General features: G+C 42.5%; 11 protein-coding genes. 5 read left to right on the forward strand and 6 right to left on the reverse strand.

Going from position 1 to position 12,364, the window contains the following annotated elements; all coding sequences use genetic code 11:
• Positions 1–143: 143 nt before the first annotated feature.
• From AC1DUD_RS25875 to AC1DUD_RS25895, 5 genes are all read left to right on the forward strand, one after another.
• The gene (locus AC1DUD_RS25875) at positions 144–962 is read left to right on the forward strand and encodes an SDR family NAD(P)-dependent oxidoreductase (protein ID WP_477379874.1); all 819 of its coding nucleotides are present in this window, start codon (positions 144–146) and stop codon (positions 960–962) included.
• 126 nt (positions 963–1,088) lie between these two features.
• Positions 1,089–1,979 (forward strand): helix-turn-helix domain-containing protein, encoded by an 891-nt coding sequence (locus AC1DUD_RS25880; protein WP_477379876.1) that lies wholly within the window; start codon positions 1,089–1,091, stop codon positions 1,977–1,979.
• A 108-nt stretch (positions 1,980–2,087) separates the two neighbouring features.
• Positions 2,088–4,535, forward strand: a complete 2,448-nt coding sequence (locus AC1DUD_RS25885) for a bifunctional YncE family protein/alkaline phosphatase family protein (RefSeq protein ID WP_477379879.1) — start codon at positions 2,088–2,090, stop codon at positions 4,533–4,535.
• A 132-nt stretch (positions 4,536–4,667) separates the two neighbouring features.
• Complete coding sequence (locus AC1DUD_RS25890) at positions 4,668–5,537, forward strand: aldose 1-epimerase family protein (RefSeq protein ID WP_477379881.1); 870 nt, start codon at positions 4,668–4,670, stop codon at positions 5,535–5,537.
• 89 nt (positions 5,538–5,626) lie between these two features.
• Positions 5,627–5,965 (forward strand): hypothetical protein, encoded by a 339-nt coding sequence (locus AC1DUD_RS25895; RefSeq protein WP_477379883.1) that lies wholly within the window; start codon positions 5,627–5,629, stop codon positions 5,963–5,965.
• 299 nt (positions 5,966–6,264) lie between these two features.
• Here the strand turns inward: AC1DUD_RS25895 and secG are convergent, their stop codons facing one another.
• The 6 genes from secG to AC1DUD_RS25925 all read right to left on the reverse strand — a co-directional run bounded on the left by secG (position 6,265) and on the right by AC1DUD_RS25925 (position 12,346).
• On the reverse strand, positions 6,265–6,633 hold the full coding sequence (secG, locus tag AC1DUD_RS25900) for a preprotein translocase subunit SecG (protein WP_477379885.1): 369 nt from the start codon (positions 6,631–6,633) through the stop codon (positions 6,265–6,267).
• A gap of 9 nt (positions 6,634–6,642) precedes the next feature.
• Positions 6,643–7,995, reverse strand: a complete 1,353-nt coding sequence (locus AC1DUD_RS25905; protein ID WP_477379887.1) for a hypothetical protein — start codon at positions 7,993–7,995, stop codon at positions 6,643–6,645.
• 21 nt (positions 7,996–8,016) lie between these two features.
• A complete protein-coding gene (locus tag AC1DUD_RS25910; protein WP_477379889.1) occupies positions 8,017–8,541 on the reverse strand; it encodes an LptE family protein in 525 nt (174 codons plus the stop codon).
• A gap of 5 nt (positions 8,542–8,546) precedes the next feature.
• The gene (locus tag AC1DUD_RS25915; RefSeq protein ID WP_477379891.1) at positions 8,547–9,803 is read right to left on the reverse strand and encodes a sigma-54 interaction domain-containing protein; all 1,257 of its coding nucleotides are present in this window, start codon (positions 9,801–9,803) and stop codon (positions 8,547–8,549) included.
• Positions 9,804–9,887: 84 nt separating this feature from the next.
• Positions 9,888–11,342, reverse strand: a complete 1,455-nt coding sequence (gene miaB / locus AC1DUD_RS25920; protein ID WP_477379893.1) for a tRNA (N6-isopentenyl adenosine(37)-C2)-methylthiotransferase MiaB — start codon at positions 11,340–11,342, stop codon at positions 9,888–9,890.
• Between the two features lie 146 nt (positions 11,343–11,488).
• Positions 11,489–12,346 carry a hypothetical protein gene (locus AC1DUD_RS25925; protein WP_477379895.1) on the reverse strand — a complete coding sequence of 286 codons (858 nt, stop codon included), beginning with the start codon at positions 12,344–12,346 and terminating at the stop codon, positions 11,489–11,491.
• Positions 12,347–12,364 lie beyond the last annotated feature (18 nt).

The raw sequence follows: 12,364 nt of genomic DNA on the forward strand, positions 1-12,364 counted from the left end.
TTCTGTCGATATTTTAGTCCTAATGACACTCTGATTACCAATTACAACCGCCTGCGTAAAAATGTATCAGTGTTCCCCACTTCTGTATAAACCGTAGGGTATTAATCACTCTAATTTTGTCTCAACATTTAAAAACTATAACAATGGCAAAGACAATTTTTATTACCGGAGCATCACGTGGTTTCGGTAAACTATGGGCCGAAGCATTATTGCAGAGAGGCGATAAAGTAGTAGCAACAGCCCGCGATTTGAGCACACTGGATGACCTGGTAAGCCAATACGGCGACAATATTTTACCGCTGCAATTGGATGTTAACGACCGTGCAGCTGATTTTTCAGCTATCAATAAAGCAAAACAACATTTCGGCAGCATTGATGTGCTGATCAATAATGCCGGTTACGGTTTATTTGGCAGCATTGAGGAAACTACAGAACAGGAAGCGCGCGAACAAATGGAAACCAACTTTTTTGGCTTGCTGTGGTTATCACAAGCGGTGCTCCCGGTAATGCGCGAGCAAGGACATGGCCACATTATCCAGCTTTCGAGCGTACTGGGCCTGGTTACCCTGCCTGTATTGGGTATATATAATGCCTCTAAATTTGCTGTAGAAGGCTTAAGCGAAACACTGGCTGCCGAAGTAAAAGGCTTTGGGATAAATATTTCCCTTATTGAACCTAACGGCTTTGCAACTGATTGGGCAGGTGCTTCTGCCGCACAAACCACAGCGATGCCTGAATATGACGGAGTGCGCGCCGCGTTCCAGGCCGGTTTAACTGACGAAATTTTCGGTGTACCCGAAGCAACTACCGATGCTGTGCTTAAATTGATTGACAGTGAAAACCCTCCATTGCGTTTGTTCCTGGGTAAATATGCACATCCATGGGTTAAACAAACCTATGAAGGCCGTGCTGCCGAGTGGGAAAGCTGGAACGAAGTATCGTCTGCAGCACACGGTAAATAATTAATATTATATACAGGCTGTTAATTATTGGCTTTAGGCTTTGTGCTTTCAGCTTTTATATAAATGGTATTCTTTTGACATAATCTACGCCGTAATCCGGCGTAGATTTGTTTAACTTTATAAATCATGCAGCATTTCAAAACTTTGGCCGATATGCACCGCTTCAACGATTTTCCGATGCCGGAAAATCCGCTCTTCAGTATGTTCAGGTGTACACATACCTGCGGACTTGGAGAAAGGGAATTTACATCCGATTTTTATATGATCGGGTTTAAAAAACTTAAAGCGGGCCAAATTATGTACGGTCGTACAAAATACGATCATGATAATGGCAGCATGATGTTCATTAAACCCCGGCAGGTTATTCAGTTTAATAGTGTTGAATATGACGAGGACGCATTTATTATATTCATTCACGAAGATTACTTTAATGGTCACTTCCTGAATACCGAAATAAGTAAATATGCTTTTTTCGACTATGAAGCCAATGAAGCGTTACACCTCTCCCCATCGGAAGAGCAGATCATGTGGGACCTTTATCACAAGATAGAGACGGAATACCGAAATAACACGGATGAATACAGCCGCGACATCATGCTTACGCATATTGATTCGATCCTGAAATATTCGCAGCGATTTTATAAACGCCAGTTTATTAACCGCACAGAACTTTCGGGCAAAACGGTATCAAAATTCAATAACGCTTTAACTTCATATTTTAAAACCGGGTTACTGCTTACACAGGGGCTGCCAACTGTTAATGCATTGGCTTCGCAGCTTAACTTATCGCCGCGCTATCTGAGCGATATGCTTAAACAGGAAACCGGGAAAACTGCTATTGAGCTGATCCATATTTACCTGGTGAACGAAGCCAAAAACCGCCTCAAAAGCGATTATCAAAGCGTGTCTGAAATAGCATATGAGCTTGGCTTTGAAAACTTACCATACTTTTCAAGGCTTTTCAAAAAAGAAACAGGCATCAGTCCCAACCAGTTTAAAAAGCAGTTGGTTAATTGATGTGCTAAGGCAATCACATGGAAAAGTCCAATTTATCTACATTAAGTTTCTGTTAACAACCCTTTCAGGATAAAACGATTTTGTAATTTTGACTACAATCGTTTTCTTATGAAACTAAAACTCATTGCTGGCATTGCGTTTTTATGCGCGGCGCTACAATCATTCGCTCAAACTCCGGGTAAAATTGAACAAACAGGACAGGTGCTATTACCCAACGGCTGGAAGCTTAGTCCGGCCGGGCGTTCCCTGCCGCTTGGCGATTTGCCGCTTAATATGCAGTTGTCATCATCAGGCAAACTGCTGGCTGTTACCAATAACGGCCAAAGCACACAGTCAGTACAGCTGATTGATCCTAAAAATGAAAAACTGCTTGATGAGGTTGTGGTTAAGAAATCATGGTATGGTCTTGCTTTCAGCCGCGATGAAAAAAAGCTATATGCATCGGGCGGTAATGATAACTGGATCCTGGTATTCAACATCGCCGATAACAAACTGGGGACGCCTGATACCATCAAATTAGCGCCGCATGCCTGGCCCAAAAACAAGGTTTGTCCAACAGGTATGGTAACCAACAAAAATAACAGCCGCCTGTATTCGGTTACCAAAGAAGACAGCACCCTTTACATCATCGATCCTGATAAAAAAGAAATCCTTAAACAGGTAAAACTCCCTGCCGAAGCTTACAGCTGCATTTTATCGCCCGATGAAAAAACGCTCTATATTTCGTTATGGGGCGGCGATATGCTTGGCTTTTACAACATAGCTACACAAACGCTCAGCACCATTAAAACCAGCAGCCATCCAAATGAGCTGCTTTTAGATAAGAAAGGAAAATTCCTGTATGTGGCCGATGCTAATGACAATGCCGTATCTGTAGTAAATACAACTACACACAAAATAGTCGAAACCATTTCTACGGCCCTTTACCCTACCCGCCTCACAGGCTCAACCAGCAATGGATTGGCCTTATCGCAAAATGGGAAAACCCTTTATATAGCTAACGCCGATAATAACTGCCTTGCAGTATTTGACGTAACAGTACAGGGCAGCAGCAAGAGCAAAGGTTTTATCCCGGTGGGCTGGTATCCAACCAATGTAAAAATGCTGGGTAATAAGATCCTGGTATCAAATGGCAAGGGATTTTCATCCATGGCTAACCCTAAAGGGCCGCAACCAGTCAAAAAAACAGATAACAGCGGCTATAAACAAGGCGCTATCAACAGCCGCGAGCAATATATCGGTGGCTTGTTTAAAGGTACGCTATCTTTCATCAACAGCCCCTCCGATGGCGAACTGAAAGCTTATACCAAACAGGTTTATGCAAACACGCCATTTACCGCCAAAGTTGAAAAAACAGCCAAAGGCGAAGAAGGCAACCCGATCCCCCGCCGGGTGGGTGAAAAATCGCCTATTAAATATGTGTTTTATATCATTAAGGAAAACCGCACTTACGACCAGGTTTTAGGCGACATGCCGCAAGGTAACGGGGATACCTCACTATGTATCTTCGGCAATAAAGTAACGCCTAACCATCACGCCATAGCCAACGAATTTGTGTTGCTTGATAACTTTTATGTTGATGCCGAGGTAAGCGCCGACGGGCATAACTGGAGCATGGCAGCTTATGCTACCGACTTTGTGGAAAAAACCTGGCCAACCAGCTACGGTGGCCGCGGTGGTAATTACGATTTTGAAGGCTCGCGTAAAGCTGCCTATCCGCGCGATGGCTTTATATGGGATTATTGCAAACGCGCCGGTGTAAGCTATCGCACTTACGGCGAGTTTGTAAGCGATGGCAACCCCGGCAAGGCAAACTTAAAATCGCTTGAAGGGCATTTTTGCCTTAAGTCGCCGGGATTCGATTTAAATGTGAAAGATGTTAAACGTACCGAGATCTGGGCCCATGATTTTGATTCGCTGTTGACTATAAATGCCGTACCGCATTTCAACACTGTACGTATTTCAAACGACCATACCAGCGGTCAGCGTAAAGGCGCTATATCACCTATTGCTGCTGTGGGCGATAATGACCTTGCTATTGGTCAATTCATCGAACACTTATCGCATAGTTCTATCTGGAAAGAATCGGTAGTTTTTATTTTGGAAGATGATGCCCAAAATGGTCCCGACCATATTGATGCCCATCGCTCGCCGGTATTTGTTGCCGGTCCGTATGTAAAACGTAATGCGGTGATCCATGGCATGTATTCCACATCGGGTGTTTTGCGCACTATGGAACTGATATTAGGCCTGCCGCCAATGAGCCAGTATGATGCAGCAGCTATGCCGTTGTACGATTGCTTTACCAGCAAGCCCGACTTTACCCCTTACACAACCAAACCCGCACAGGTTAATTTGGAACAGCGAAACATAGCCGTAAACGAAAGCAGCAAACGATCTGAACTGTTTAATTTTGCTAAGGAAGATGCGGCACCTGATATCGACCTGAATGAGGTAGTTTGGAAATACGTAAAAGGTGAGGCATCTGTCATGCCTGCGCCAAAAAGGAGCGCCTTTGTAATTTTAGAACCTAAAAAAGAACAGGATGATGATTGATTTGTTAACTTGTGTCTGAACTCGAATTATTGGAATTAAAGAATTTATCGAATTAATTTAATAGACAATTGAAAATTCGTGAAATTCGAATAATTTCTTAAAATTCCGGTTCAGACAATTAATTATACTCCTATGATCACTCATTTAGAAAACGAGCACATTAAAGTAGCTATCGACACCAAAGGCGCTCAGCTGAGTTCATTTATTAACAAAGCCACAGGCATTGAACACATGTGGCAGGCAGATGAAAAGATCTGGCCGTGGCATGCACCCAACCTGTTCCCGGTGGTTGGCGGCCTGATCAATAATGAGCTTTTGGTAAGTGGTGAAAAATATGCCATGTCGCGCCATGGTTTTGCACGTCAATCGGAGTTTTTTTTATTGGAGTCGGATGAGACGTCGGCAAGTTATTCGTTGCCCAACTGCGAGAACACGCTAAAAGTTTATCCTTTTAAATTTGATTTCCAGATCCTGTATCATCTTATTGATAATGCGCTTCGCATAACCTATAAAGTGATCAATCTTGATAAAAAATCAATATATTTTTCAGTCGGCGGGCACCCTGCTTTTAACGTCCCTTTCAATAAAGGCGAAAATTACGAGGACTATTACCTTGAGTTTGAAACCGAAGAACATATTAACACCAACCTTTTATCAAAAGACGGCTTTTTTAATGGCGTAACGCACCCCGTACCTACCCCCAATAAAAAGCTCTATTTAACCCGTGACCTGTTTAATGATGACGCCCTGGTTTTCAAAGACCTGAAATCGCGCATGGTAACTATCAAAAGTGATAAACATGACCAAACCCTGGCGCTCGAGTTTCCGCATTTTAACTATCTTGGTTTATGGGCCAAACCGGGAGCCGATTTTGTTTGCATTGAACCATGGCTGGGCTGTGCCGATACAGAAAATAAACATGTCGATATTAAAGAGAAAGAGGCTATCCAAAAATTAAGTGTAGGCCATGTTTTTGAGTCAGCTTATTTTGTTTGCTTATAAGCAATTAGTTTACAATATTTTTATACTTGCTTAAAACATTTTTCACAGTTTTTCTCTTTCATAACAAGAATCACTTAAATATTAAAACTATGAAAACTAAAATTTATTTATTAGCCTTAACCATGATGCTGTCATTCACAGCGTTGAATACTTTTGCTGCCGATAGCCATGCGCTTACCCCGCTAAGCAAGGAAGAAATAGCAACCATGACAACCGAGCAGAAACAAGCTCGTGTTGAAGAGATCAAGGCCCGTGTAAATGAGATCAAAGCGATGGATAAATCGGAGCTTACCAAACAGGAACGTAAAGAACTTCGTACAGAACTTAAAGGGATGAAAAAAGAAGCCAATGCCCTTGGCGGCGGCGGTATTTACCTTTCTGTAGGTGCTATCATTATCATTATTTTAGTATTGATCCTGATATTATAATTTGAATTACCTTGTATAATAAAAACGCCTCCGACGAAAATCGGGGGCGTTTTTTGTTAGGATTGATTTATAAATAACGTTTCCACAACGTTATTGCGAGGCACGAAGCAATCGCGAACTATACAAGACGGCTCTGTAAGTCGGGGATTGCTTCGTGCCTCGCAATGACGCTTTTATGTATCAGTCTTTTACCCTGCTGATACAATTATCATAACATGAACCACTCTCGTTTCTTAAACCCAACAAAAAAGCCCCTGAATATATCCAGAGGCCTTTAATATCTTAATTAAAATACTTTATTATTTTTTGCTGCTGTCAGCCTTAGGAGCTGGCGTAGTAGTTGATGGTGTTAATGCCGGAGCTGCTGCAGGAAGCGCGTTGCTTGGTTTTGAAGCCTTTTCAATTTGCTCCCGCAGTGCAGGGTTATCACTGCTTACTGATGAACCACCTTTTACAGCTACGTTGATAGCAAGCGACAATACCATAAGGGTAATTGCTAATGCCCAGGTACCTTTTTCTAAAAAGTCGCCGGTTTTTTGTACACCCATTAATTGTGATGAGCTTGAAAAATTTGATGCCAAACCACCGCCTTTAGGGTTTTGGATAAGTACGATAAGCCCTAACAGAGCGCATACAATTACGGTAACAATGATTAAAACGATATACATTTCTTTATATTAATTAGTTTTCTTTTCTAACTGCTCAATTTGGCTTGCAAAGTAACGGCTTTTTTCCGGGAATTTCAACATCATTTTTTTGTAAGTTGCAATCGCTTTGTGATACAACATCTGATCGATGTAAATCTGAGCTAAAGTTTCACTTACCAGGTCATTTCTGTCTTCCGAACTTTTCTTTGCTTTATTCTCGTTATCAAGCTTATCAATTGATGGCGGCCTGATCTGGGGCTCCTCCTTAATAAATTTCTCAATGATGATGTCTTCCTTTCTTTTTATCTCAGGTACATCGGGCTGAGGAGTTTTCTCCAGCTCTTCAAGAGATTGCGAATGGAAGATATTTTCATAATACTGATGCTGTAATGCATCGGCAGTTTGATTATTAGAAATCATAGGTACATTCACCGGGGCAACGGTTTCAACATTATAGGGCTGATAAGTTGATGCATATTCCTTACGGGTTTTATCTAACCACCACATAAAGGTATAAGGCATTTTCTCGTCGTTGTACTTCGACAAAACCTCATGCTGTTCGGCGGGTTCAGTTTTTTCGGGCTGCGGGACAGCCTTATCCACGCCTCTAGTATCAGCAACAGAATTATCAAACAAAAAATAATCGGCCGAAGCGATATTACTAATGATCCATTTCTCCGTTACATCATCCCTTACTTCCCTGGTTTCGCTAACAACAACCGGCGGCTCGTCCGATTCCCAATCGGCAGGCTCAGTTTTAATATCTGCAACAGGCTCATTAACATCAGCCTGCTGACCGATACTTATATTTTCGATCCCAACAATTTCATCGTAAACCTCGTCTTCGATATCATGGGTAGCGGCAGCACTTTCCCTGTTTGGCGCAAAGGCTACCGGATCAGCATCCTCAACTTCCGTTACCGGTGCAGCATCCGGCATTTCAGGTTTATGATTATCAGTAACCGTAAAATCAAAGCTATTTATTTCCTGATCTGCGTCAACTACAGTCCCTTCTGGTATAGGCGGTAAAGCATCCTGATTGTCATCAACAGCAGGACCAATATTGAAATAGTTTTCGGCAGCAGGTGTATTAGCTGCGGGAGTAACACCAACATGGTCAATTATCTGTGCTGAATTTACCGGAGTAAGCCCATCAGGCTCGTTGATCAGTTTATGTAGTAAAGCCGGGCTATAATAAACTGCCGCACGCTGCACATCCTTATTTGTACCGGCATGGGCAAGCAGGGCACGCAAAATACCGCTTTGCGGGTAGGCGTCAACCAGCTGTTGCAGGTTATAACCATAAAAAGAACCTGTTTCGGCCGGGTTGGCTAACAGTTCATCTAATATTTCGTATTGCCTGCTGTTCAAATATTGATCCACGTGGTTGAAAATACAAATTGCTTACCAATTAGAAAAGGCTGCGTTAAAAATATCATCAATTAGTTGCTTATTAATTTGCTGTATAAGTGCCTGCTCCTGCGAAGAAATATCCCCCCGGTAATCAGCAAACTTAGTAAAACTTTGCTCAAAACTGATTTTTTTTTCGGCCGGAGTTTTTGCCGCATCAAATGAAAATTTAACACGAACGGTAATAGTAAGCCTGTTAGCATCAGCAATTGGGGCCACATTATTTGCAGTAGCCTGAATAGATGCCGGAGCAATAGAATAAGCAGTAATAGCACCAGACATGGTTGCATCGGCCTCGCCGCGGACTAAGCTTAGGCTGGTTTGTGTACGGATTCTGTCCTTTAACGCTTCAGTAAAAGTTTGGCTCAGGTTATTAACCACCAGCGCAGCATTGTTTTCAAAAAACTGTACATTAATGGTTTTAAGACCGGGCGGGATTGATTGATTTTTGAGAGTGTAACATGATGGACATATAAGCACCAGCACAAACACCGAAACAAGCCCCAAAAGTTTTTTCATCAATATTATAAGTTTAGTTCTTTTATTTTCCTGTATAAAGTACGCTCAGAGATCCCTAATTCGTTAGCCGCAAGCTTGCGTTTGCCCTTGTGTTTTTTCAAAGCTTTACGGATCAGGTCCGATTCTTTTTCAATCAGCGACAGTGATTCTTCTACTTCTTCGGCATCATGTGTTATATTAAAACCGTCGATAGTATTGTTGTTACCGCTATTACTTGTAACCGTATTAACGGGTTGTTGTAAAGTAAATTGTGGGTCGTTATTACCATGCAATTCAATATCGCGGTAAAGCTGGTTCAAGGTTTGCGGATTATTGGCATAATGCTGCGAAACACCGCCATGCTCAATAATATCGGCCACCAGTTTTTTCAACTCTACCATATCCCGCTTCATATCAAACAATACTTTATACAGGATATCCCGTTCGGAGAAATCTTCCTTGGGCTGATTATCTAAACGCATTGGCAGGTTGCGTCCGCTGGTTTCATGTGGGATATAGGTAAGCAGGGTTTGCGCGGTGATGATCCTGTCGCGCTCCAATACCGCCAACTGCTCGGCCATGTTTTTCAGCTGCCTTACGTTACCAGGCCACGAATAGTTTGTTAATACCTGCTGGGCCTCATCATCCAGCTGGATTGGCGGCGTACGGTATTTGTCGGTAAAATCGGCCGTAAACTTGCGGAATAATAAAAACACGTCCTCTTTCCTATCGCGCAATGGCGGGATCTTCAACGGAACAGTGTTTAACCGGTAGTAAAGGTCTTCACGAAACTTTCCGTTCTTTACCGCGTCATATACATCAACATTGGTAGCTGCTATAACACGTACGTTTGTTTTTTCTACTTTAGATGAACCTACTTTAATATATTGCCCCGATTCAAGCACCCGCAGCAAACGGGCCTGGGTACCCAGCGGCATTTCGGCAATCTCATCCAAAAATATGGTACCACCGTTTACGGTTTCAAAATAACCCTTACGTTCGCCAACGGCACCTGTATAGGCTCCCTTTTCGTGACCGAAAAGTTCTGAATCTATAGTACCTTCAGGTATGGCACCGCAGTTAACAGCAATGAAAGGCCCATGCTTACGCGGGCTCATCTGGTGTATGATGTGCGAAAAAACCTCCTTACCGCTACCGCTCTCGCCGGTAATTAATACCGAAATATCAGTAGGTGAAACCTGGTTTGCTATAGTTATAGCCCGGTTAAGCAATGGCGAATTGCCAATGATCCCAAAGCGTTGTTTAATTTCCTGTACTTCCATTGTTTTGTTAGTGAGTGGTTGATTGGGTTTATTAAGTGAATGGTTAATCACCTAACAACTACTCACTCAATCAACCTAATAAACTCAATCAACTACCTTCCCTATCAACGTAGCCGATGTACTTCGTTCGATAAGTACGTTAACGTATTCTCCTGGTTTGTAGCCTTCGCCAACGGGGAAAATCACCATCGCGTTTTGATCGCTGCGGCCGCAATAGTCTTTGTCTGATTTTTTGGAGAAACCTTCTATCAGTACTTTTTCTACCTTGCCAATGCGTGCCTGCATCCTGTAAAAAGAATACTCCTGCTGCTTGGCTACTATTTCGGATAAGCGCTTCTGTTTTACTTCTTCAGGGATATCATCGGCATAACGTTTTGCCGCTAAAGTGCCCGGCCTTTCGCTGTATTTAAACATGTAAGCGAAATCATACTTTACATAATCCATCATGCTTACAGTTTCCTTATGTTCTTCGTCTGTTTCACTGCAAAAACCGGTGATCACATCGGTTGATACCGCGCAATCAGGGATGATACGACGGATTGCATCTATCCTGTTGATATACCATTCACGGTCATAAGTACGGTTCATCAGGTCAAGGATGCGGCTGTTGCCCGATTGTACAGGCAGGTGAATATAGTTACAGATATTATCGTATTTATTGATGGCATAAAGCACATCATCGGTAATGTCCTTTGGGTGTGAAGTTGAAAACCTAACCCGCAGATCAGGGCTAATCAAAGCTACCATCTCCAGCAGGTTGGCGAAATTGGTTTCTGCTTCTGATACTGAACTTATAGCTTCCAGCTCAGAACCTTCAACTTTCGATTTCCATTTATATGAATCCACATTTTGCCCCAACAAGGTAACCTCACGGTAACCTTTATAAAACAAATCCTGGCATTCGGCTATTATTGATTGCGGATCGCGGCTGCGCTCGCGGCCACGGGTAAACGGTACCACGCAAAATGAGCACATGTTATCGCATCCGCGCATAATGGATACAAATGCATTGATGCCGTTGCTGTTTAAACGCACCGGACTGATATCGGCATAAGTTTCCTCGCGCGATAACAGTACATTAACCGCTTTTTGCCCGCTGTCAACCTGATCTATCAGGTTCGGCAGATCGCGGTAAGCATCCGGACCAACTACAACATCAACTAATTTTTCTTCTTCCAAAAATTTTGATTTCAGGCGTTCGGCCATACAGCCCAATACACCTACAACCAAACCCGGATTTTTTACTTTGGCAACGGTAAACTCCTTTAAACGGTTGCGTACGCGTTGCTCGGCATTTTCGCGGATAGAACAGGTATTGATGAAAATAACATCGGCTATGCTATAGTCGGGCGTGGTCTCAAAACCACTTTCGGCCAATATGGATGCAACAATCTCACTATCAGAAAAATTCATGGCGCAGCCATAGCTTTCAATATAAAGCTTGCGGCCGTTATTTTTAGCTGTTTCGGCTTTTAACATTAACGCCTCACCCTGCCTGCTCTCATCGTGCGTTTTATCCGGAATAAGCAAATCCATCATTTATATAAAAAATTAGTTTGCAAAAATAAACAAAATTTAAATACCTAAATGACATATTGTCAGTATTAAATAAAATCTCATTTATTTAATAAAAAACGGGTAACACTTTCGCATTACCCGTTTAACGTATTTAATTTACTTGTTACTTATTGAAGTAACGCTACTGTATTGGTATTGTTAATTTGCCATATAGCTGCGCCCGGCGTAGGGAAGCTAACACCTTTAGTGCTGCCCTTAACACCATTATCCTGACCAAAGTAATACAGCGGATGCCCTTTATATACCAACTGCGTTTGCCCAAATACAGTTATCACATCAAAATCGGCCTTGTTTAAAATGGACGGTACATTTTGAACTGCTGTTACCGCATCAATTGGCCAGTTGGCATCATGCGCCGCCACACCAGTGCTGAATTTGTTTGTCTTAAAGGTATCCTTGGTAAACATATACAACGTATGTCCATTAACATCTGTAATATATTGCGAGTTTTCGGTACCGGCAATACCCTTACTGGTGTATTGGTTACCATCGTTCCCGATCAGCTGCGCATAGGAAACCATCACGGTATAATCAGGCTTTGCTACAAACCATGATTTACCAACGCCATCGCCATTAAGGTCATTTGCGGCAACATCTTTTGAATAATAATACAAAGGCCAGCCTTTATAGGTAGTTTGCTTGTTGCCGTCGGTGTTTGTAATTACACCAAAATCGGTAGCGGCTAATCCGGTACCTATTGAAGGGTTTTCTTTGTAAAAGGCAGGCCAAACAACAGAGCAGCCGCCTGTACAATTGGAAACGTTAGCAGCATCGTCAGAGAACAGGTAAAGCGAACGGCCGTTATTATCTGTTATCACGCTGCCAAACGTACTGTTTGTGCCAAGCTGCACGCCGGTAACAACCGTAGACTTGGTTGGGTTGTTGTCGTGATTTTTTTTACATGATGCCGCTAATAAAGTTAAAGCGATTGAGCCCGTCAGGGCTAAGTACATTTTTGTTTTCATCGGGAGTTCTAATTAGAT

It is taken from the genome of Mucilaginibacter sp. P4_A11, from assembly GCF_056402535.1.